The sequence below is a fragment of the Microcystis sp. M015S2 genome (assembly GCF_020245945.1).
Classification (GTDB): domain Bacteria; phylum Cyanobacteriota; class Cyanobacteriia; order Cyanobacteriales; family Microcystaceae; genus Microcystis.
Window position 1 is genome coordinate 1 of record NZ_JADBTX010000119.1, and the last position, 23,077, is coordinate 23,077.

General features: G+C 43.0%; 21 protein-coding genes and 1 tRNA gene. 7 read left to right on the forward strand and 15 right to left on the reverse strand.

The window, feature by feature from the left end:
• Positions 1-735 precede the first annotated feature (735 nt).
• Positions 736-2,559 carry an asparagine synthase-related protein gene (locus IM473_RS19620; RefSeq protein WP_287660570.1) on the reverse strand — a complete coding sequence of 608 codons (1,824 nt, stop codon included), beginning with the start codon at positions 2,557-2,559 and terminating at the stop codon, positions 736-738.
• A gap of 3 nt (positions 2,560-2,562) precedes the next feature.
• Positions 2,563-3,333: a lasso peptide biosynthesis B2 protein gene (locus tag IM473_RS19625; protein WP_287660571.1), complete on the reverse strand. Its 771-nt coding sequence runs from the start codon at positions 3,331-3,333 to the stop codon at positions 2,563-2,565.
• 280 nt (positions 3,334-3,613) lie between these two features.
• On the opposite strand from IM473_RS19625, the gene IM473_RS19630 reads away from it, so the two are divergent.
• The gene (locus IM473_RS19630; protein WP_287660572.1) at positions 3,614-4,054 is read left to right on the forward strand and encodes a phage integrase N-terminal SAM-like domain-containing protein; all 441 of its coding nucleotides are present in this window, start codon (positions 3,614-3,616) and stop codon (positions 4,052-4,054) included.
• Between the two features lie 157 nt (positions 4,055-4,211).
• Here IM473_RS19630 and IM473_RS19635 read toward each other — a convergent pair whose 3' ends face one another.
• Together IM473_RS19635 and IM473_RS19640 are read right to left on the reverse strand one after the other, a co-directional pair.
• A complete protein-coding gene (locus IM473_RS19635; RefSeq protein ID WP_008201218.1) occupies positions 4,212-5,066 on the reverse strand; it encodes a universal stress protein in 855 nt (284 codons plus the stop codon).
• Positions 5,067-5,608: 542 nt separating this feature from the next.
• Positions 5,609-6,253 carry a hypothetical protein gene (locus tag IM473_RS19640; protein ID WP_287660574.1) on the reverse strand — a complete coding sequence of 215 codons (645 nt, stop codon included), beginning with the start codon at positions 6,251-6,253 and terminating at the stop codon, positions 5,609-5,611.
• Positions 6,254-6,355: 102 nt separating this feature from the next.
• On the opposite strand from IM473_RS19640, the gene mnmA reads away from it, so the two are divergent.
• The gene (mnmA, locus tag IM473_RS19645) at positions 6,356-7,414 is read left to right on the forward strand and encodes a tRNA 2-thiouridine(34) synthase MnmA (RefSeq protein ID WP_287660594.1); all 1,059 of its coding nucleotides are present in this window, start codon (positions 6,356-6,358) and stop codon (positions 7,412-7,414) included.
• A 94-nt stretch (positions 7,415-7,508) separates the two neighbouring features.
• Here mnmA and IM473_RS19650 read toward each other — a convergent pair whose 3' ends face one another.
• The 6 genes from IM473_RS19650 to ndhL form a co-directional block, all read right to left on the reverse strand.
• Positions 7,509-8,261 carry a phycobilisome rod-core linker polypeptide gene (locus IM473_RS19650; protein WP_287660575.1) on the reverse strand — a complete coding sequence of 251 codons (753 nt, stop codon included), beginning with the start codon at positions 8,259-8,261 and terminating at the stop codon, positions 7,509-7,511.
• A gap of 202 nt (positions 8,262-8,463) precedes the next feature.
• Positions 8,464-9,045, reverse strand: coding sequence for a phycobiliprotein lyase (locus IM473_RS19655; RefSeq protein WP_002781010.1), 582 nt, complete (start codon positions 9,043-9,045; stop codon positions 8,464-8,466).
• A gap of 75 nt (positions 9,046-9,120) precedes the next feature.
• Entirely contained in the window at positions 9,121-10,044 is a 924-nt protein-coding gene (locus tag IM473_RS19660) for a restriction endonuclease (RefSeq protein ID WP_287660576.1), read from the reverse strand.
• Between the two features lie 251 nt (positions 10,045-10,295).
• Complete coding sequence (locus tag IM473_RS19665; protein ID WP_045359948.1) at positions 10,296-10,724, reverse strand: ATP-dependent zinc protease family protein; 429 nt, start codon at positions 10,722-10,724, stop codon at positions 10,296-10,298.
• Positions 10,725-10,728: 4 nt separating this feature from the next.
• The gene (locus tag IM473_RS19670; protein ID WP_002751981.1) at positions 10,729-11,034 is read right to left on the reverse strand and encodes a DUF3007 family protein; all 306 of its coding nucleotides are present in this window, start codon (positions 11,032-11,034) and stop codon (positions 10,729-10,731) included.
• Positions 11,035-11,054: 20 nt separating this feature from the next.
• Entirely contained in the window at positions 11,055-11,294 is a 240-nt protein-coding gene (gene ndhL, locus IM473_RS19675) for an NAD(P)H-quinone oxidoreductase subunit L (protein WP_108936016.1), read from the reverse strand.
• 172 nt (positions 11,295-11,466) lie between these two features.
• Here ndhL and IM473_RS19680 point away from each other — a divergent pair.
• Positions 11,467-11,552 (forward strand) — tRNA-Leu (locus tag IM473_RS19680).
• Between the two features lie 87 nt (positions 11,553-11,639).
• Here IM473_RS19680 and IM473_RS19685 read toward each other — a convergent pair.
• Together IM473_RS19685 and queG are read right to left on the reverse strand one after the other, a co-directional pair.
• Positions 11,640-12,278 (reverse strand): HAD-IA family hydrolase, encoded by a 639-nt coding sequence (locus tag IM473_RS19685; protein WP_287660577.1) that lies wholly within the window; start codon positions 12,276-12,278, stop codon positions 11,640-11,642.
• Positions 12,268-13,215, reverse strand: a complete 948-nt coding sequence (queG, locus tag IM473_RS19690; protein WP_287660578.1) for a tRNA epoxyqueuosine(34) reductase QueG — start codon at positions 13,213-13,215, stop codon at positions 12,268-12,270. Before queG ends, IM473_RS19685 begins: the two co-directional genes overlap by 11 nt.
• Positions 13,216-13,561: 346 nt before the next feature.
• Here queG and IM473_RS19695 point away from each other — a divergent pair, with 346 nt between their 5' ends.
• The 3 genes from IM473_RS19695 (at position 13,562) to tatA (ending at position 16,390) form a co-directional block, all read left to right on the forward strand.
• Entirely contained in the window at positions 13,562-14,227 is a 666-nt protein-coding gene (locus tag IM473_RS19695; protein WP_287660579.1) for a DUF3782 domain-containing protein, read from the forward strand.
• A 436-nt stretch (positions 14,228-14,663) separates the two neighbouring features.
• Positions 14,664-16,094 carry a dihydrolipoyl dehydrogenase gene (gene lpdA / locus IM473_RS19700; protein WP_194016096.1) on the forward strand — a complete coding sequence of 477 codons (1,431 nt, stop codon included), beginning with the start codon at positions 14,664-14,666 and terminating at the stop codon, positions 16,092-16,094.
• 119 nt (positions 16,095-16,213) lie between these two features.
• The gene (gene tatA / locus IM473_RS19705; RefSeq protein WP_002733416.1) at positions 16,214-16,390 is read left to right on the forward strand and encodes a twin-arginine translocase TatA/TatE family subunit; all 177 of its coding nucleotides are present in this window, start codon (positions 16,214-16,216) and stop codon (positions 16,388-16,390) included.
• Between the two features lie 115 nt (positions 16,391-16,505).
• Here the strand turns inward: tatA and IM473_RS19710 are convergent, their stop codons facing one another.
• A complete protein-coding gene (locus IM473_RS19710) occupies positions 16,506-17,909 on the reverse strand; it encodes a TldD/PmbA family protein (protein ID WP_287660581.1) in 1,404 nt (467 codons plus the stop codon).
• A 140-nt stretch (positions 17,910-18,049) separates the two neighbouring features.
• The gene (gene carB / locus IM473_RS19715) at positions 18,050-21,295 is read right to left on the reverse strand and encodes a carbamoyl-phosphate synthase large subunit (protein ID WP_287660582.1); all 3,246 of its coding nucleotides are present in this window, start codon (positions 21,293-21,295) and stop codon (positions 18,050-18,052) included.
• 214 nt (positions 21,296-21,509) lie between these two features.
• Between carB and IM473_RS19720 the strand changes: the two genes are divergently transcribed.
• A complete protein-coding gene (locus IM473_RS19720) occupies positions 21,510-21,746 on the forward strand; it encodes a ferredoxin-thioredoxin reductase variable chain (protein WP_287660584.1) in 237 nt (78 codons plus the stop codon).
• Between the two features lie 16 nt (positions 21,747-21,762).
• Here the strand turns inward: IM473_RS19720 and tyrS are convergent, their stop codons facing one another.
• Positions 21,763-22,980 (reverse strand): tyrosine--tRNA ligase, encoded by a 1,218-nt coding sequence (tyrS, locus tag IM473_RS19725; RefSeq protein WP_287660585.1) that lies wholly within the window; start codon positions 22,978-22,980, stop codon positions 21,763-21,765.
• Positions 22,981-23,077 lie beyond the last annotated feature (97 nt).

Sequence of the window (23,077 nt, forward strand, 5' to 3'; positions counted from 1 at the left end):
ATTATGGATGTGGGATCAAATTGTAGCAACAGCGGAACCTCACAGCAAACTTGATATGGTTGGGTTTCCTTGCGTCAACCGTTCGGCAAAAGCTCACGGCCGAAGTTCAACCTACAGGCTACTCTAGGCTATTTATTCCCCTAGAAACGAATCGCACCGTTACATTTCATTAACGCACCCTACAAGATCGGCGATCGCACTGAAAATTAAGAAGATACAGTGCATCTTGCCATAGGTCGAAGTTTATGAAATACCCAAGTTGGGTTGTGCCACTTTTGGTCATTGCTCAATTTCAACAGAAGCCTTGTTTTAATCTAGAGCGCCCATGAAGTAAGCCCTTCCTTCACATGCTGATAATCTTTTGGGCCTGCTCCCTAAGGGCTATGCGGCATAACGGTTGAACTCACCCGCCGTCAGTAGCTTTGGGTAGTTCTCAAAGTCTAGCATAAGGTCGGGTGCAGTGATTTGTTAGACGGGCTTATATTTAAAAAGGTAAAAGGTGCGTGGGACGCACCCTACTGGATTGTTTCAGCTAATTTGGTGTAATAGCAATCTTGCTAGTCGTATCCTCGCGTACTTGACCAATCAGTATCGCGACTAGAACCTTGGTAATTTTGAAAAAACTGTTTAGAAGAGTTAACAAGAACAACATCTGAGCTAGAATCATTTAGGCTAGATGTATTGGCGAAGAGCAATGACACAGAACGCAAGATGGAAGTTAGTTTCATTTTACATTTACTCCAGTGAATTCGAGGAAATAAGGAAATCTACCTGAGATAGAGCATCAGAATACATAGTATTTGTCCTATCATACCAAATAAGGATAGCCAATGTCAAACAAAATTTATCGATTAAATCTATGGAAACTGTTTTCCCATGATAAATATTGTCTAAATATTGTAGCATCTTGGATCGACTAATAAAATTATGACTATCACTATTAAGTATAATAGTTTTTATTAATTCATAATTCTCATTGATTCCTCGAAGTACTAATTCTAGAAAGCTACCTCTTGTTCGTCTATCAATAATCTTCTTTGGCAAAATGTCTTTAAATGCTGATGCTAGAATTGGTTTTTCTTGTCCTCTATTAACTCTAAAGTAATCTGGTATTGTCATTGAATAACGAATCAAGTTCAGATCTAAAAAAGGAAAAGTGACATGGGCATTGCCAGACTGAGCAAACTTCCAACGTAAGACATGACCTGATTGACCAACGAAAGTGTTTAGTATACGGTAATGTTGACTTGAACCGCTTGACCAATAATTTGCTTTAAGCATACGATAGCATCTCAAACTAATTGAATAGGTTTCAGCAAATTCTTTGTTCAGCCACGGAATAGGAGTTAATAATAATTGATGCCAAAGTCTAGAGCGACTACTTAAAAATAAAGACAATGATTCTAAAAAAAATGATAATCCTGTTCTAGCTTTTGATAATCCCAATTTTTTGGCTTCCGCCCAAGCAAAAGATATCTTTTTTTCAGCTAGTAGTGATTCGATATAAGAAGTTGACATAACATTAAAAAGTTCATCTCCTCCAATCCCCATAAATAAAGTATTAATATTATTGTTTTGCAAAAGTTTTAGAGTTACTTCCCTAATTTTCCATGAAGTTATACATGGACTTGGTTCTTCTAGTATTGGTGTAGAGTCTAGATTTGAAAAGTCTTTAAACCTATCCGCTAAAAGGTAATAATAAGAAAATATATCTTGATATTCTTCAAAAACTGAGTTAATGAACTCAATTTCCCTTTTTAGTCGTTGAAAAGAAGGATAAACTTGTGAAATAGTCACAATATTTGTTTTAAGGATTTTTCTAGATAATAGACTTATTCCTGTGGAATCATAGCCTCCTGATAAATGAGAAGCCGTTATTCCAAATGCTCGTAATTTTATCGAATTTGCAAGGATTTCTGTTATTTCTTCACCTAATTTATGAATATAAGAACCACTTTCTAATGTTGCTTTTGAAGGGATGTCTTGCATAACAAAATTAGAAAATGGTGAAGTTTTTTTGATAATTTCAATACTGTTTTTGTGACTACAAAATATCTGATTAGGAAGTAGTCTATTCACATTTTCAAAAATTGTTTTGTCTGTTGGAACTTCAGCAAAACCGCAATGAGGTAGGCTTAGAAAGTCTGCAATATACTCATTATCAACCCTTTGCTTGCCAAATTTGCGAAGAATCACAGAAAGATTGGTGGTGAGAATTATTTGTCCTCCATTGGTGTACCAATACAAAGGATAACCACCAATTATATCTCTCATAGCAGTAATTGAGATGGATTGCCGATTAATTAAGGCAAATGCAAAGTCACCCTGAATTTTTATCAAGCCATCAATTCCAGATTTTTCGTAAACAATATATATATACTTTGATGCATTAATCTGACTAATTTTATTATCTTCCACATATAATCGACCTATGGTGCAAATTACTATATTATTATTTTTAAAGAAGGAAATATTAGTATCTTGTAAAACTTTATCTTTTCCATGTATAAAAATATCTACATTTTCTTCTGTTGAAATAACATGAAATCCATTGTACATAGATCATATAACTCCATTTTCATAATAAAAATTTATTTTCCTATTATCATAGGATCTAACTGGCATAAAAATTTTACATCGTTCTGGTTCATCGCTTAAAATAATGTCATCATGTTGTACCCAACAATGACCAGAAAATGGAAACAATTGTACCCCAAGAAATAATGATACATTGTATCCATATTGCTGACAAAGAGCAAATGTGACTAATGCACGCTCTTTACAGGCTAAAGGAAATATAGAATTACTGACACAATTTATAACCAGGTTACTTAAGTCAATAACTGTATAACATTTATTTATTTTAGATTTTGATTCAATAAATTTCCCAAAATATTTTTGCCAAGCTTCGATTGTTATAGAAATACCAAACACTTGATAAAATATGAATGAAAACATTAAAAGTATTTTTATTTTAAAATTAATACCAGTAACAAAATTACATAACCCCATTATGTAAACAACATAATAAATAAATTGTATTTTAAAATATTTAATTGTTTTATTTAAGGTAAAAAATCTTTTAGAATTAATATCTAGCATTCTATAAGAAGCTAATTTTTTTACAATATTAACTGAAGAATTTTCATTACTTTTTTTAATAATACAATTTTCTAAATCTGAAGTAGCAGATGGACTTAAGTAAAGACAATCTCCCTGAAGATGAATCATTCGGGAAGATCCATCTTCAAGCCTAATCCATATAGCATCCGAGGATAAAGATAAATTTTCTGAGGGCTTTGCCCCAAACCCCGTTAAATCTGGATTTTGCATATTTACTCCGCATGAGGCGAGTTAGTTAGCAAGGAAACATTCAAAGGCTTTATTTTGATTATTTACCCAAGTTGGGTATATCTGATTTTGCAAAGTGTTGAATCCTGTAATATAACTTCTTGAAGTCTAACCATATATTATACGGAAAGTTTCCGTATGTCACGCCAAATACGCATTTTTTTAAGAATCTTTCTGTATATTACGCTCAAATGGAGCGATCGCAAGAAGTTTTCCGTATAATATTACGATAAGCGTGTTATGCCGATTAGCGTACTCTGTGATGAACCCTCCCCCACCCCGAAAACTCCTAGACGTAGTGCGTGAAACCATTCGCCTTAAACACTACTCCTACCGCACCGAACAAATATATCTGGACTGGATTAAGCGTTATCTGCTCTTCCATCAGGAAAAACATCCCCGTGAGATGGGAAAAGAAGAGATCAAGTCCTTTTTGACCCATCTTGCCGTTGACAAAAACGTTGCCGCCGCCACCCAAAACCAAGCCCTCAACGCCATCCTTTTCCTTTATCGGGAAGTTCTTAAAATTGAACTGGGTAATATCGGTGCATATTTACGGGCAAAAGGTCACAAACGTCTGCCCACCGTCCTCACCAAAAAAGTAAAAATGGCTGATGATTTTAGCGATCGCACAACAGACTGCGATCGCTGCCCAGGTCATTCTCAACCCACCAAAGTTAGGATTGCTCATCCAAGAAATTGAATCTCTTGAGAAGCAGTTACTGAGCTTGCGGGTTGAGAGTCGAAGTTATCCTTTAAATGAGCTAATCGCCTTTAGCTCGGCTTTTATGACGATGAAAGCCATTGCCAGCAACTTAAATCAAATGAGTCAAGACTTACCTGCCTACACCCAATAGGGGCTAAATCCCTTCTTTTCTGGCTAAAAGGACGGGACAATTGACATTAACCCGCACATAATCCGAGAGGGAAGTACCGAGAAGGCGATCAAGATCCGGTAAACTCTTAGCCACGGAAGGACGGCGATCGGGCGAACCCAACAGTAAGAGATCCACATTATAATCATCGACGAGTTTGCAGAGTTGTTCCCCCGGTTTACCCCCCGTCACCACGCAGCGATAGGGTATATTCATCCGTTTCGCTTTTGCCACTGCCGGCCCTATAATCGGGTTTTCTTCCATTTCTTTGGGAGAAGTGGGGGCAAATTCCGGTTTTAAGTCGGGGTTGACGCGGGCGAGAATTAACTCTGCTGAAGGATAGTCTCGCAGGAGATAAATAGCCAGATCGAGAGCTAAATCAGCCGAGCTAGACTTATCGAGAGCTACCATCACCTTTTTGATTTTTTTGACGTAAATATCGTCTTTTACCAATAACATCGGGTGATTAGTCAGTTGAAAGACGTATTGACTGACGGAATTTTCTAGAATTGCCTCCAGTCGCTTCAGTCCTCGGGAACCCATCAGGATCAAATCGGCCCCGATTTCGTCGGCAACTTGACAGACGGTATCTTTGGGATCTCCTTGCCGCAGAATCGTGGAAACTTTGCTGGGTTCAATTTTGACTTCTTGCAGGATTTTAGTCAGCATTTGGGTTCCCTCTTCCCATTTACTGGCCAGGGCTTCGGTGGTAATCTGAGGGGGAACAACCCGGAGAATGGTAATCGACGCTTTCCGGATAGCGGGGAGATCCATCAATGCTTGTAGCATTTCTTGGGTTTGACCTGCGCCGGAATCAGCGTATAGTATTTTCTCTAGCATAAGATTAAACTCGGTCTATGATCTTAATGGTTTTCGCTAATTTTCAGCATACTGCTAATGTTGTTCCCGAAATTTAACAACTTATTAAGCGCTTTTTCTTAGGTAAATGCGATGCCGCATTTGAGGATATTTTAAGTATTTATGCTTAATTGACTAGAAATACTTGGCTCAAAATCATCGTGTCAAGCGTTCACTTGCACTATATTTTGGCTGCCATGCTGGCGCTCTCTTTTAATAACTGCTGCCGTTCACCATTAATCGACCATTTAATTGATGATTATTCATTCTTATACCATTTTTCAAAAGTAATGGCAGAGATGGTTAATTGCCCTCACCCCCAACCCCTCTCCCAGAAAGGGAGAGGGGAGTAAGATACCTGCTACGAATAAAGAAAAATGGTATTAATTCTCCAGCAACCACGAGAATTTTTGATTTTTACAAGCGGTCTTATTAACCCGCAGCAGGGCAAGGGTTAAGGAGACTTAGGGATAATTCCCAGACCTGAACCCGGATTATTATTAATATTCTCAACCCTAACTTTACTAATTATTGAGGGTAATAATCTGGGCGCTAAAACCCTGTCTAGTTAACTCTTGTACCCGTTGTTTAGCTTGGTATTGTTGCTGAAATAACCCCGCTTGAATCACATTTTCTCCCGTACGGATAAATGCGAGGGGTTCAATTTCTTTAATTTTTGCCAACGCTTCTGCACTATTACTTTTAACTTCAACGCGAAAGAGTTGATTAGTAGCAATAACCCGCTGCTGTGGTGGGGGAGAAGGGGGTTTATTGGCGCGATTTTCAGGTGTGGGGACCGGTGGATTGACAGTTTGACGAGGATGATTATTAATCACCGTAGCATCGGCGGGACGCACAGTAGCGGGGGCTTGAAAAACGTATTCTCTCAGGGGTTGATTACCGGAAACCGGGGCAGCCACCGGGGGGCGAACTGATGGAGAATTAACGAGGGGTAAATTTAAGGGTGAACATTGGGAACAATTAACAGCACTGGGACTGTCTGAACGTTTAGTTGGTTGTCTCACCGCCGGCGGTGGGGGCAAACGACGACCGGGATAAAGATTCTGGGCAAAAGATAAGTTTGCTTTTAGCAGCACGGTTGCTTGAGCGATTATCCCGACTTTTAACCAAAATAAGGCCGAGAAAAACAGTAGGTTTGTTCTCATCATACTAGCTTGTCCTCACACGAGATTTGGGTACACCATGTCCAAATTTTAAAGGAGGAGATGCTAGTCTAGAAAGTATATTGGTTAAAAATCATGACAAGGTTTATGGGAAAAGTTGTTGTCGGTCTATCGGGGGGAGTAGATAGCTCTGTTGCCGCTGCCGCCTTACACGCTCAAGGTTATGATGTTATTGGCTTGACCCTGTGGTTAATGAAGGGTAAAGGTCAATGCTGCTCCGAGGGAATGGTGGATGCGGCCTTTATTTGTGAGCAGTTGGGGGTTCCCCATCATATCGTCGATAGTCGCGAGCTTTTCCAAAAAGAAATTATTGATTATCTAGTTTCCGGTTACGAAGCGGGAATCACACCGCTGCCCTGTTCTCAGTGCAATAAAGCGGTAAAATTTGGCCCGATGCTGCATTATGCTAGGGAAACCTTAGAAGCGGATACTATTGCCACCGGTCACTACGCTAGAATTCGTTTTTCTCCTGAAAATAACCGTTATCAACTGCTGCGCGCCGTCGATCAAAATAAAGATCAATCCTATTTTCTCTATGATCTCACTCAAGATGTACTGCGTGGGACTTTATTTCCCTTGGGCGAACAAACCAAGGCAGAAACCCGCAGGATTGCCCAGGAATTCGGCTTAAAAACAGCAGATAAACCCGATAGTCAGGATTTATGCTTGATTGAAGCTCATGGAACTATGCGATCGTTCTTGGATAAGTATATCGCCGTTAGTGAGGGCGATATCGTCGATCTCGATGGCAAAGTTTTGGGTAAACATAGCGGTATCCATCATTATACGATCGGACAACGCAAAGGCATCGGCATCGCCGCCGCCGAACCCCTCTATGTGGTCAAACTCGATCCCGTCATGAATCGGGTTATCGTCGGTAATCGCGAAAGTGCCGTTAGTGCCGCTTGTCTTGTCGGACGGATGAACTGGGTTTCTATTGCCGAACCCACCACCCCTATCCGCGCGCAAGTACAGGTACGTTATCGTTCTCCGGCCGTTCCTGTCAATGTTATTCCCCTAGAAAATAATCAAGTGAAACTGGTTTTCGATGAACCACAATTTAGCATCACCCCGGGCCAGGCAGCCGTGATTTATGAAGGGGAAATCGTCCTCGGTGGGGGGATTATATCAGGAGCCACCCCATAGGGAGAGCCACCAATTCACAAAATAACCTAACCTGATTATGGTTCGGGGGTCATTCTGCCAATTAGGGACTCTCCCCGGCAGGTTTAGCTAAAAATTAACGACGGGGTACAGAAGCCTCGATGTTAATATTCATAGCGGAGACTCTTGGTACAGGATTGCCTTTGGCGCTACCGAGACCCCGGGCCATAGCCAAGAAGCTGGAAGGATCGCCGGCTTTGGGTTTTTGCTCTTGGGGAATATAGCGACGGACAGCATTCTGCCAAACGATTTGGGGGAAGCCCAAAATACCACGATAGTAGCCATCGTAGCGGGGCGAGGTGATGTTGAATGGACGTTCACCGATTTCGCGGCTGGCCAGGGTGCGACGACGTTGGTAGGGAACGGTATCATAACCAAAGCTTTGCAGATACTCGTCACTGTTGAGAAGTTGATCGACAAAACCTTGAATACCTTTGGTGGCAACGACAATCGACCAAGCAATTTTTTCTCTTTCGCTATAGACATCGCGACCGAGGACTCTTTGTACTACCTGTTCGACAAAGCGATAGTTGCTGTTTTTCTCGTAGAAGCTGTTATAGAAGGTTTTCGATAACAGTAAACCACGAATGAAATCCCGCACCGATAATTGTCCATTGCGTAATTGGGATTCGAGGAAGGGTTCCCGATCCCATTTAAAGGCATGGAAGAAAATCTGACGGTAAGCGGCTTCGATTAAATCGTCCAGGTCGCTAGGGGAGAGGACATTTTCCGTCGTGTAAACTCTCGGTTTTTCGTCTCCACCGACATCATAACCAGCTACCCGCACGTTTTGGGACTTGGGGGCGTAATTTAAAAGAGGAATGGCCAAGGGTAAACCTCCGTATCCTTAGAAATGCTTAAAAAACTTTCCTCCTAATGATAAGGGAGTAGGTGCCAACTAGAAAAGAAATATTAAAAATTCTTACAATTGTTAAGAAAACTTGCTTACCATCCGGGGTGTTGGGGAGCGCCGGAGCAGGGAGAGGGGAGAAAAAAGCTGATGACTGATAACTGATAACTGATAACTGAATTTACCAGCCACTAATCGAATAGGATGAAGGTTCGGGGGAATCACTAGAGACTGACTCCGATGACTGATTGCGGGATTCAGCACAAAAAGTGGCCGTATTAAAACCGCCAAAACGTTGAACTGTGCTAGTGCGGAGACGTAAATCGGCATCGGCAAACCAAAAACGCTCGATCGAGGTCATAGTTTCGTATTCTGTAATTAAGACTAAACCTTCCTGTTCATCAATGTGATAACGGCCCGCCACGGGAATGATTTCCGCATAACCTCGCTCCCGCAGGAGAACACCCGCTTGGGGATTATCCTCGTCGGGAATTAGCGCAAAAACGGTGGTTCCTTGATGATTTTCGTTTTCTTTGTCCCACTGCATCGAACCATCCCAACTGACAAAGGCACCCCCCACAGTCTTAGCGGGATCGACTTCGTGCATTTCACAGATAGCGATAATTTTCGGGTTATCGGCGCTTAAAGCTTCCACATAAATCTCGGAATCGCCGGTTTCTGAGCGTCGAAAGGGTAAATGATGGGTGGTGCGCTGAGATTTCCACTGTCCCGCACTTTTCTGAAAAAAGGTCATCCCGTCCATAGTTTTTATCCTCTGTTTTCCCTATCTATTTTAACGCCATGGCCGTTTTCTGTAACCCTTGTCCTCCTCTCTCTCTCATTCATCCCCAAAATAATCATGATCAATTCTCTTGATTTCATAGATTTCTTTTGTCGATACACCTAAATTATAATCGATCATCAATTGACCTAATTCTTCCCCATCAATCAGCACTATTTTTATCTCATTTCTGGGGGCATATTCTAAAGCCTCTTTGGTAAAATAGGAAGTTGTGATGAAAATACCTTTTTTGGCTCCTTGTCCCGCTAATGCCCCGACAAATTTCTGGATTTCTGGACGACCAACGGCATTATTATCAGCCCATCTTTTGGCTTGAATATAGATTATATCTAAACCGAGTCTATCTTCTTTTATTATCCCATCAATCCCTTGATCACCGCTCTTACCTACCGCTTTACCGGCATCTCTAATTGAGCCACCATAACCCATTTTTACCAGTAATTCTACTACTAATTTTTCAAAAGCATCTGGGGATAATTTTCGCAGAATAGAAAGTAAGTCTGTCGCTAATGCTTGACGAATTTCTTGATAGGAGTTTTCTAGTAATTCCTCGGGATTTTGCTCTTGATCAGAAGTTGATAAATTGCTTTCAAGAGTAATAGTTTCATTTTGCTTATTGACTCGATTGAATTCTTGAAATTCGGGAAACTGTCTGAGAAATTTGGCATCAATTCGAGCAGGATTTTGAGATAAGATTTCTTTTCCTTTCTCAGAAATTACAAAAGTTGCTCTTTGGGGTGAGTCAATTAATCCCGCTTTCTTTAAATAGGTTTTTGCCCAACCGACTCGATTAGCAAAAATTTCTTGTTGTCCACTGGGAAGCATTTCTTTTCTTTCCGCTTCCGTGACTTGAAACTCTCTGACCAAGGCTTCAATAATTTCTCGATATTTATAAACTTTGCCATCTGCAAGTATTTTTAATAGAGGCAACATAATCGATTGAAAATCGGGAATGGGCATAGTTCGGCTGAAAAGCGGGGGCAGTCATCACAATTATACAGCAACAATCTCCAAGAATTTAGATAGATAATAATAACAAATCTGTTTTTAATAGTGCGATTAAATCCCAATCGAACTTTAAAAACCCACTCCCTACTTCCCTAATTACCCACTTCCCAGAAAAGCCTTTTCAGTGATCAGTAAACAGTAAACAGTGAACTGAAAACTCACATCTGATAACTGATAATTGATAACTGATAACTAAATATAACTTAACTCAGTAAAAAAGACCTATTCGGATGGACAAGAAAGCCTTTTTTCAGTGCTTCTCGTCCTAACAACATCCGAAAACCCATGACATCGCGATTAGTCAAGGTTAATTCGATCGGCCATTGACGACCGCCAAGTAATACACTTGTTCTGATAACGGGACGTAGTTGACTTTGACCCCCAGAATTTTTTACCTGTCGCCATTCGAGGATTTCTGCGGTAGTGGTGACAGTGTGGTGACTATCTTTTTGGTAGGGATGAACTTGAAAGCGCAGCCAATTGCGATCGCCATCTCGAAAAGGATGCAGATCAAAAGCGTGTAGGGCCGAGGAGCGAGCGCCTGTATCAATCTTGGCCTTTATTTTGGTAATGCCTAAATCAGGTAAATCCAGCCATTCTCGCCAACCGATGATGATTTTATCGGGTTTCATCGGTCTATTTAGTTTTTTCTTCTTCAATCTCCCGCTGCATTTGGGCGATTTCTTCGGGAGTCATCGCTTCCAGACGTTTTTTAAAGACGGCATCTTCGTAATCCTTGCGCTGTTGGCCGTAGGTCATATTATCGGTGGCGACTCGAAACAGATAGGTAAAAATCCAACCGATGACACCACCCACCAACACCGCTTGACTCCAAATTCCCGCCGAAGCACTATCTAAACCGGTTTTTTGGAGGATAATGTAGAGGATGCCGCCCATAGCAAACATCCCGATACCGATCCCGATGACATCAATGCGTCTCATGGGTTTTTTGGGTTGATAACTTAAGCTTTTAGGGTACGACGTTGGGGACGGAAGTTAAGGAAAGGACTCAACAACAGCATCCCGGGGAAGAAAAAGCTCATCAGAAAGTACATAAACCCTCTTTCCCAAGAAGAAGCCACATACCAGCGTGTATTGAGGTAGTAGTAGATAAAGGCGGGAATGACGAGCAAATACAAGACACTGAGAGATAGGTAGATCAGGGCGATGATAATGGTTTCTTGCGTCAGAATTGATTGCATAAGGATATATTTTTCTCAATAGCTGTCGGTGAACGGCAATTCACCTGCTGATTATTTTACCCTGTCTTTCCCCCTTTGCGGCGATCGAATTGGCGGGCTAAAATAATTTACTGAAAATACTCTTGCTAATTAAATTATTTGTGATATGATAAAAAATTGTCGGTTAAATAACGGGGGCGTGGCGGAATGGTAGACGCTACGGACTTAAAATCCGTTGAGCCTTATAAGCTCGTGAGAGTTCGAGTCTCTCTGCCCCCATCGATTGGAGTCTATATTTAAACTGAGTATTGGGTATTTTAGTACAAATGTCCAAACTGCCTTTCCTTGTCCCCAGAAAAAACTTTTTCAGCCAGCCCTATCTAAAATATCCAATAATTCTAGGGGATGATGAATGAGATGATCGGGGTTAAATTGAGTGAGAATTTGAGGGGAATTAAAGCCCCAAGCGACTGCCACCACTTGCACTTGACTTTTTTTGGCAGCAGTAATATCTCTGGTTTCATCGCCGACATAAATCATTTCATCGGGACAGAATTTATTTTGTCGGATCAGGCGATCGATAATTTTGTGTTTGCCGAATAAGGGCGTTCCCGAACAGATAAAATCAAATAAATTTAAGAGTTGATTATTTGCTAAAAAGATGGTGACATTTTCTTTAGTATTAGAAGTTATTATTCCCAATCTATAGCCTCTTTCTTTAAGAGTGGCGAGGCAGTGATGCCAGCCATGAAAGGGTTTCAGACATTCAATTTGTTTATTTAATTCCCGTTTAACTCGATAGAGTAAAAAAGGGATTTTAACGGGGGAAACTTGGGATTGTTTAATAATTTCTTGGGAACTAAGGTTTTTTAGTCGGGCCAAATCTTCCTCGTTGATGGGTTGATAACCAAAATTTTTAGCCAAACGATTGACAATCTCCACGAAAGTATCGTGGGTATCGGCGATAGTACCATCAAAATCGAACACGACTACTTTAATTGTCATCTTGTGCGGGGTTCGGGGAATGAGCTAAATTAGCCTGGGCATTACGTCGCCACTGCTGGGGTTTAATTCGACGTAGGGCCGACGAGATGAAACGACGATCCCACTCCTCTATAGTTAGATTAGCTAATTCCTCCAATCTTGGCGAGAGGTTTTCTGGGCGAGGTTGAAAATCCTCCACGTCGGTAACTTGGGCAAAACGTTGATTCCAAGGACAGACATCTTGACAGATATCGCAGCCAGCTACCCAACCTTGTAAATTCTTGGCAATTTCTGTAGGCAAAGTTACAGAACGATTTTCAATGGTATGGTAGGCAATACAGCGATTAGCATCCACCACAGAGGGACTAACTATTGCTTGGGTGGGACAGGCGCTTAAACAACGGCTACAGGTGCCACAATGGGCGCTATGGGGTCGATCGGGTTCTAAAGGTAAATTAGTTAATATTTCCCCTAAAAATACCCAACTGCCGTAATTGCGGGTAATTAAGTTACCATTCTTGGCAATCCAGCCGATCCCTGCTCTTTGCGCCCAAACTTTATCCTGTACCGGTCCAGTATCCACATAGTAACGGGTTTGAATTTGCTCCCCCTGACTTTCTAACCATTGACTGAGGGCTTTTAATTTTTTACTTAATACTTTGTGATAATCCCTTCCCCAAGCATAACGGGAAATTTTGCCATGGTTTTGTTCTTGACTGTGTTGCTGGGGGGTGTAGTAGTTAAGGGCGAGACCAATTAGCGATCGCACTTCCGGCCAAAGAGTTTTGATATCCTGTCGTTTCGGGTTAGTCATCCAATCCATATCAGCGTGATAACCCCGCTCTAACCAGCTTTTTAGATGGGATACCGCCGAGTCTTGGCTGTCCACAGAGGCAATACCGACCCCATGGAAGCCCAACTCTAGCGCTTTTTCTTTGATCTGTGTTTCTGTCACCATAGAAATATATTAAGTCAAGTATTTGTAACAATTATTTACAATGATCAATTTATTGAGCCAAATCCCAGGCTGAACAGTTAGAAACCATGATCAACGAAGAAACTGTGGTTCCCGTCCCCGCTATATCGTCCTCATACTAAATCCAGTTATTAAAAACTGATTATTTATTCTCCGTTTTGCCTTTTGCATGAGTAGAAAACGGGTTTCTCCGAGAAACCCGTTTTCTGTGCGTTACTCAACGGATTTAGTATAACTATTGACTTGCTCAATTAACACCCCTCCCTAAAATGACTTGTACTTTGCTAGTACAATTATAGTAAAATAAGAAAGATTAAAACAAATAACCATGTCTCAACCGATTACCATCGAAGATATCTATAAACTTTTTGAGAAAACTAACGAAAAGTTTGAACAATCACGCCAAGAATACGATCGCCGGGCTGCCGAAGCCAAGGCCGAAGCCGATCGCCGAGCCGCCGAAGCTAAGGCCGAAGCCGATCGCTGGGCCGCCGAAGCCGATCGCCGGGCTGCTGAAGCCGATCGCCGTTTGGCCGAGCTAGAGAAAACAGTCGCTAATACCAGTCGTGCGGTGGATAGTTTAACCACTCGCTGGGGAAGATTTGTCGAGGAATTAGTCGAACCTGCTGTTATTAGCCTATTTCGTGGCAAAGGTATCGATGTCAAAGAAACCTACAGTTGTGCCAGGGTAAAACGGCAAGGAATAGCCATGGAGATTGACATTTTAGCCGTCGATGAAACCGAGGTAGTTTTAGTAGAATGTAAGTCTCGTTTATCGAAAGATGATGTCAATGATTTTTTAGAAAAATTAAGTCGATTTAAACAAGCATTTCCCCATTATAGAAACTATCAGGCTTATGGTGCAGTGGCGGGAATAGAAATAGATGAAGGAGTAGATCGTTATGCCTATAAAGAAGGTTTATTTGTGATTAAACCGTCGGGAGAAACGGTAGAAATTATTAATGATTCTGGTTTCGAGCCTAAATTATGGTAGGAGAAAGATGGTTCCTTCATCTGGCAAAGTATTGGCGGGAGGTCTAATTTTTCCAATCTAGGACTAGACTAACTTATGGATAGGATGCAGGATTAGTATTCATATTTTGATTCAGCAAACCCTAATTAATTTTTGAGGATTTAAAAACGGCAAAAATAAAGATTAAATTGCCTGAAATCTGTGAAGAGACCATTTAATTGATTGTTATTCATGCTTAATTCTCCTGACGACCGATGACCGGATCCTAACCCCAGCAACAATTTTTGATTTTTACCAGAGGTCTAGTAACGTCTTGTCCTAAAATTGCCAATAGCCAGTTTCAATGCACAAGAGCCTGATGGCTAAAAACTGGCTCCAGTTTTTGCCCGGGATAGCACAGCTTGATCGCAGTGGATCGTAAAATGGGATAATGCTAACTTTGAGAGTCAGAGAGACTATGAGTGAATTCGACTACGATTTAATTATTATCGGTGCTGGAGTTGGTGGCCACGGGGCAGCCCTACACGCAGTCAAATGTGGGCTAAAAACAGCTATTATCGAAGCCAAAGATATGGGAGGAACCTGTGTCAATCGCGGTTGTATTCCTTCTAAAGCTTTGCTGGCAGCCTCGGGACGAGTGCGAGAATTGGCCGATAGTGACCATCTGAAAAGTTTAGGTATTGCCATCGGTGGCGTGAATTTTGACCGTCCAACAATTGCCGATCATGCTAACAACCTTGTTAGTAAAATTAGAGGCGATCTCACTAATAGTCTTAAACGTCTCAAGGTTGATACTATCCACGGTTGGGGAAAAATCGCCGGTCCGCAAAAAGTTAGCGTCATCGGGGATAGTGGCGAAAAAATCTACACCGCTAAGGATATTATGCTCTGTCCGGGGTCGGTTCCCTTTGTCCCACCGGGGATCGAAATCGATCATAAAACGGTTTTTACTAGCGATGAGGCCGTTAGATTAGAAACTTTACCCAAGTGGATCGCAATTATCGGCAGTGGTTATATCGGTCTGGAATTTTCGGATATATACACCGCTTTGGGTTGTGAAGTGACGATGATCGAAGCTTTAGATAGTCTCATGCCTGGATTTGACCCAGAAATCTCGAAAATCGCGGAAAGAGTTCTGATTAAACCTAGAGACATCGAGACCTATGTGGGAGTTTTGGCAAAAAGTATTAAACCGGGGAATCCTGTGGCCATTGAACTGGTGGACGCAAAAAGTAAAGAAGCGATCGAAATTTTAGAAGTAGATGCTTGTTTAGTCGCTACAGGGAGAATCCCCGCGACCAAGAATCTCGGACTGGAATTTGTCGGGGTAGAACTGGATAAACGCGGTTTTATTGCGGTTAATGACAAAATGCAGGTAATTCAGGACGGTGAACCGATCCCCCATCTCTGGGCTGTGGGCGATGCTACGGGTAAAATGATGTTAGCTCACGCTGCTTCGGGTCAAGGGGTAATAGCCATTGAAAATATCTGTAATCGCCCAAAAACCATCGATTATCGCAGTATTCCCGCCGCCGCTTTTACCCACCCCGAAATTAGTTATGTGGGTTTAACGGAACCGCAAGCAGAAGTTTTGGGACAGCAAGAAGGGTATAAAGTCGCTGCTGTCAAGACCTATTTTAAGGGAAATTCCAAAGCTTTAGCGGAAGGAGAAACGGAAGGCATCGCTAAAGTCGTTTATCGTCAGGATACGGGGGAATTACTCGGTGTTCATATTATCGGTATCCACGCATCGGATTTAATTCAAGAAGCGGCCAATGCGATCGCTGAACGTAAATCCGTCCATGAACTCGCTTTCCGCATCCACACCCATCCGACTCTCTCAGAAGTCCTCGACGAAGCTTACAAACGCGCTGAAGTGGCAGCATAGAGTCAGTTATCAGTTATCAGTGATCAGTTATCAGTTATCAGTTATCAGTTATCACCGTTAAGTTTCCGACTCCTGAATTCTGACTCCTTTCTCTTTTTTTACTTTTTACTTTCAAGATTATGTTTGGATTAGGTTGGCCAGAAATAGTAATTATTGCTGTAGTTGTTCTCCTGATATTTGGACCGAAAAAAATACCCGAATTTGGGGCAGCTTTGGGGAAAACTTTACGGGGATTTAAAGAAGAAATCAATCAAGATGAGCAAGAAATTGAAGACAGTGACGAGAAGATGAGATAGATTTCGCCCTTATGAAACTCCGCTACAGCAGTTATCAGTTATCAGTTATCAGTTATTAGTATTAAATAGTAGTTTCCCACTTTCTTGGCACTGATTACTGTTTACTGATCACTGATTACTGAATATCTGCTTCTCCCCCCACCACCACATCGCGGATACGGAGACTGGGGCCGCCGCAGCCGACCGGTAAACCACTTTGACCCCCTTTTCCGCAGCCTCCTGACTCATCCCAGTAGAAATCATCTCCAATTGCCTCAATATTGGCTAGGGTTTTAAAGACATTACCGGAGAGAGTCACATCTTTAACGGGTTCAGCAATTTCTCCATCGCGAATCATCCAAGCTTCCCCGGCGCTAAAAGTGAACATTTCGCCGTTAGTCATGCCTCCCTGCCAATTTTGGGCATAAACTCCCGTTTTTATCCCCGAAAATAACTCTTTAACGGCAGTGGTTCCCCGTTCAATCCAAGTGTTGGTCATGCGGACAATGGGCGGATAATGATAATTGAGACAACGGGCGTTACCGGTCGGTTTTTCGCCTAATTTGCCCGCCGTTTCCCGCGAATGCAGTCTTCCCACCAAAACCCCATCTTTAATTAACTGAGTCGTCGTCGCGGGGGTTCCCTCATCGTCATAAAAATAACTGCCCCGATGACCTTCCGGATAGGCCCCGTCAAAGATTTGCAGGTTATCTGCTCCGAAACGTTTGCCCATACTCATCACTTCCAAAAGGTCGGGATTTTCGTACAACATATCTGCCTCGGAAAGGTGGCCAAAAGCCTCATGGACGAACAGACCGGTTAAAATGGGATCGATGACGACGGTGTAGGTATCGCCCTTGACAGGGGGCAAAACTAGGGCTTGTACGGCCCGTTTAGCCGACCCTTGCACCTGTTCTTCTAAATTGACCAGATCCTCGAAAGCTTTTCGGGATCCCGTGGTTTCCCGGCCCGTTTGTACGCTGTCCCCATCCCTAGCGGTGGCCGAAAAACGCATTTCTAAGTCCGACCATTTTTGTTCGATTAAAGTCCCGTCAGAAGTGCCTAAAAGAATATGTTGACTACTATCGCTATAACGGACGGAAGTGGTGGCAATACTGGCATGGTGTTGACGCAGTAAGTTATTATAGCGATCGCAGAGGGCTTTTTTATCGGCTAATGGCACTAAACGGGGATCCGTTCCCGTTAAAGGCAATTCACAACTAATAATTACAGGTTCTACCGGAGCAATCAGGGTTTCTTCTTCCCCAATTAAACGGGCAGCAGCGATCGCATCTTCTAATCGTTCCTGTAAACTGGATAATTGATTAAAGCTGGCAAATCCCCAACCTCCTTTATAACAGGCGCGTACCTGACCACCGATAGCAATACCTTCGCTGAGGGTTTCCACTCGTTCGGAACGTAGTAGAATATTTGTCCCCCGCGCTTCTTCTAGACGAATTGTCAGGAAATCGACGCGGTTTTTATAACGGTTAATCAGTTCAGTAATTAGGTTTTTATAATCGTTTAGAGTATCGGTCATGGGAATTAGGAATTATGAATTATGAATTAGGAAGTGGGGAGCTTTTTTGCTGTGAACAGTAAACAGTAATCAGTAAAGAGTGAACTGATAACTGATAACTGATAACTGATAACTGATAACTGATAACTGATAACTGAAAATTAGGCGAGATAATCCTGTAAAGCTTTCACCTCTAAAGGTTGGGATTGCAGGGATTTTAAGGCCGCTACTGTCGCTTTTGCCCCGGCGATAGTGGTGATAATGGGTAACTTATAATCGAGGGCAGTGCGGCGAATTTGTCGGCCATCATTTTGGGATTCTTCACCACTGGGAGTATTGACAATAAACTGAATCCAGTCATTTTTGATCCAATCGATAACGTGGGGACGACCTTCGTGAATCTTTAGCACTAAATCGATATTTTCGCAACCGTTTTCTAACAAAACTTCACGAGTTCCCGAAGTGGCGACAACTCGAAAACCGAGGGATTGCAGATCCTTAACCACGGGGACCATGGGGGTTTTATCGCGATCGTTCATCGAGACAAAAACCGTCCCACTGGTGGCTAAAATCACGCCGGCGGCCATTTCTGCTTTAGCGAAAGCTTTGCCAAAATCGCTGTCAATCCCCATTACCTCGCCTGTAGAACGCATTTCTGGTCCCAGGAGAGTATCGGCACCAGGGAACTTCTGGAAGGGTAAAACCGCTTCTTTTACGGCAATATGACGGGGAATTGCTTCGCTGATGATACCCAATTCCGTCAGGGTTCGGCCCGACATGACGAGGGAGGCAACTTTTGCCAGAGGAACTCCCGTTGCTTTGGAAACGTAGGGAACGGTACGACTAGCGCGGGGATTCGCTTCTAAGATATAAACTGTCTCCCCCTGTACCGCATACTGGATATTCATCAAACCGATTACTTTTAAAGCTTTCGCTAGTTCCACCGTCCATTGTCGAATTGTGGTTAAAACCGGGGCGCTCAGGGACGTATGGGGGATAGAACAGGCAGAATCGCCCGAATGTACGCCCGCTTGTTCGATATGTTCCATTAATCCCCCGATAACTACTGTTCCCGTGGCATCTGACAGGGCATCCACATCCACTTCGATGGCATTTTCGAGGAATTTATCGATTAAAATCGGGTGATCTGGTTCTATCTGTACCGCATACTTCATATAGCGTTCCAATTCGCTATCGGAATAGACGATTTCCATCGCCCGACCGCCTAAAACATAGGACGGACGTACTACTACGGGATAACCGATGCGTTTAGCCACGGCTTGGGATTCTTGGAAACTGCGGGCAATACCGTTGGGGGGTTGTCGGATATCTAATTGTCGGAGGATTTGTTCAAAACGTTCCCGATCTTCGGCGGCATCGATCGAATCGGGTGAAGTTCCCCAAATTTTGGTATTTACGGGACAATTAGGCGATTCTAAATATTTTTGCAGGGGAAGGGCTAGTTTTAAGGGAGTTTGCCCACCGAATTGAATAATTAAACCCTCTGGTTGTTCCGCTTCGATGATATTTAAGACATCTTCTTTAGTCAGGGGTTCAAAGTAAAGGCGATCGCTGGTATCGTAATCGGTGGAGACAGTTTCCGGGTTAGAGTTGACCATAATCGTCTCAAAACCGGCTTGACTGAGGGAAAAAGCGGCATGACAACAACAGTAGTCAAATTCTATCCCCTGACCGATGCGATTGGGACCACCACCAAGGATCATCACTTTGCGTTTATCGGAGGGTAAAACTTCCGATTCTACCCGTTCGTAGGTGGAATAATAATAGGGTGTCAGGGCTTCAAATTCCGCCGCGCAGGTGTCCACCATTTTATAAACGGGAACAATACCTAAACCCTTGCGATAACTTCTTACTTCGTCCTCGCTGGTGTTGGTGGCGAAGGCGATTTGGCGATCGCTAAAACCCTGTTGTTTAATAGCGAATAGGTCCTCTTTGCCGAGACTTTTCAGGGGAGTTCGTTTGAGAAACTTCTCAGTTTCCATCAAATCGGCCAATTTATCGAGGAACCAGGGATCAATCCCGGTTAGTTCGTGGATTTCCGACCCATTCATGCCCAATTTAAAAGCATGATAGATACTATAAACTCGTTCGGGGTTGGGTGTTCGCAAACTAGCCCGGACTTCCGAGAGAGGGGGGAGAGTTTCGACTTTATCGCAACCAAAGCCAAAACGGCCCGTTTCTAGGGAGCGAAGTGCTTTTTGAAAGGATTCTTGGAAAGTTCGACCGATAGCCATGGCTTCCCCGACGGATTTCATCTGGGTGGTTAGAATCGGTTGGGAGCCGGGGAATTTCTCGAAGGCAAAGCGAGGAATTTTGGTGACGACGTAATCGATAGTCGGTTCAAAGGAAGCCGGGGTTTTTTTGGTGATATCGTTGGGAATTTCGTCTAAAGTGTAGCCTACTGCTAGTTTAGCGGCAAATTTAGCGATCGGGAATCCCGTGGCTTTTGATGCCAGGGCCGAAGAACGGGATACCCGGGGATTCATCTCAATCACGATTACGTCGCCGTTAGTGGGATTAACGGAGAATTGGATGTTTGATCCGCCGGTTTCTACGCCAATTTCCCGAATAATTGCCTTAGAATAGTCCCGGAGGCGTTGGTATTCTTTATCGGTTAGGGTTTGGGCGGGCGCAACCGTAATCGAGTCGCCGGTATGGACCCCCATCGGGTCAAAGTTTTCGATCGAACAGATGATCACCACGTTATCGGCTAGATCGCGCATGACCTCTAATTCGTATTCTTTCCAGCCAATTAGGGATTTTTCAACGAGAATTTGCGATGTAGGCGAACAATCTAGACCATACTGGGCCATCGGTTCAAATTCTTCTTGGTTATAGGCAATACCGCCCCCCGTTCCCCCTAAAGTGAAGGCCGGCCGGATAATGAGAGGATAGGAACCGATCTGATGGGCGATCGCTTTTGCTTCTTCTAAATTGTTGGCAATCCCCGAAGGACAGACGGGAACACCGATTTTCTCCATTGCTTTTTTGAATAGTTCCCTATCTTCGGCTTTTTCAATAGCGGGAAGTTTTGCCCCGATCAGTTCCACGTTATATTTTTCTAAAACGCCGCTTTTGGCCAAAGCTACGGCGGTATTGAGGGCAGTTTGACCGCCCATAGTCGGTAGAATCGCATCAGGACGTTCTTTGGCGATAATTTTCTCGACAATTTCCGGCAGAATTGGTTCAATGTAGGTGCGATCGGCCATTTCTGGATCGGTCATGATCGAGGCGGGGTTAGAATTGACTAAAATTACCTCATAACCTTCTTCTCGTAGGGCTTTACAGGCTTGAGTTCCCGAATAGTCGAATTCACAGGCTTGTCCGATGACAATCGGGCCAGCGCCCAAGATTAGGATTTTCTGTAAGTCATCACGGCGTGGCATAGGCTTAGGGTTGCTTGACTATAAACCCCAATCATTGTATATGTTGTCACCCTCTATTCCCTAAAGCTTTATTTAGGTTTAATGACCTTGTTTGCTTGTGTCTTTTGCCTCTTGCCTTCAGAAGCTGATCACTGTTTACTGATCACTGATATCGCGTACAATGATAAGATTGTTTTCAAAGATACAATAGGCGTTTGTCTTCGCTAGAGAGTTTATGAAAGTTGGCGATCGAGTTCGTATAATTGATTCCGTGGTAGTTTATCACCATCCTGAACACAAATCAGAGCCTTTTGACGTGAAAGGGTTAGAAGGAGAGGTAAAAGCTATTGTCAGCGAATGGCGTGGTAGACCGGTTAGCGCCAACCTACCCGTCCTCGTCGAGTTCAGTAAAAAGTTTAAAGCCCATTTTCGAGATTTTGAAGTAGAAATCGTCGAAAAAGCCGGAGAATAGGGACTTTTTCGCTTATTTAAGCTACGAAGCGAATAAATTTATTTTTGCCCACCTGTAGGACTTTTCCCGTTAAAGCTTCGGCTGTCTCAAAACTTTTGTCCACATCGGTGATTTTCTCGCTATCGATCCTCACCGCACCCCCCTGAATCTGTCTTCTCCCTTCGCCGCTACTTTTACACAAGCCGGTGGCCGAGAGAAGATAGAATAATTTCAGGGGAAAAGTGACCGCCGCGAGGGAAAATTCGGGTACAGAAGCCGCAGCTGCCGTATTTCCCTGTAGAACTATCTCTTGCGCCGTTTTTTGTGCCTTTAATGCCTCCTCTTCTCCGTGAAACTGGGCAACTACCTCGATCGCCAGTTGTTTTTGTGCCTCTCGCGGATTGCTCGGCATAGCATCTAAGGGCAAATTTGTCAATAGTTCGTAATAATCTTTTAACAAAGCGTCGGGGGTTTTTTCCAGTTTCGAGTACATGGACAGGGCCGATTCCCGCAATCCCACATAGTTATTCAGGGATTTGGACATTTTTTGACTGCCATCGGTTCCGATTAAAATCGGTAAAAGTAGCCCGAATTGCGGTTTTTTGCCGAAATATTTCTGTAAATCACGACCAACGGCAATATTAAATTTTTGATCGGTTCCTCCCAATTCGACATCGGCCTCGATAGCGACGGAATCATAACCCTGCATTAAGGGATAGAGAAATTCATGGAGAAAAATCGGGTTTTCCTTGTCGTAGCGTTCGGAAAAGCCTTCTTTTGCCAACATTTGCCCGACGGTCATGGTGGAGAGGAGTTCGAGAATTTGCGAGAGGTCTAATTTCCCCAACCATTCCGAGTTATAGCGAATTTCTAGGCGATTAGGGGTGTTAAAATCTAAAATTGGGCGCAATTGTGCCAGATAATTCTCGGCATTGGCTCTCACTTCTTCGATGGTTAATTGTTTTCTAACTTCCGATTTTCCCGTCGGATCGCCGATTCTAGCGGTAAAATCGCCAATAATCACCACTGCTACATGACCGGCATCCTGGAAAGCACGCAGTTTCCGAAAAGGGATACTATGACCTAGGTGAATATCGCTGCCGGTGGGGTCAATACCTAGTTTAATTCTTAAAGGGCGATCGGTAGTTTGCAGTAGTTGGGTTAAATTTTCCCTAGGATCTTGGGAGTCGGGTTGATGGGGGAATAAATCACTGGTGCCACGGGTTAGCCAGTCTAGGGAGGAAGATACGGTCATTGTTGCTCATTTTCCACAGCCTTCCTATTATAGTTTTTTATTATGTCAAGTCACAAGCCAAAGGTAAATAAACTGGTATCTTCAATAAGAGTCGATA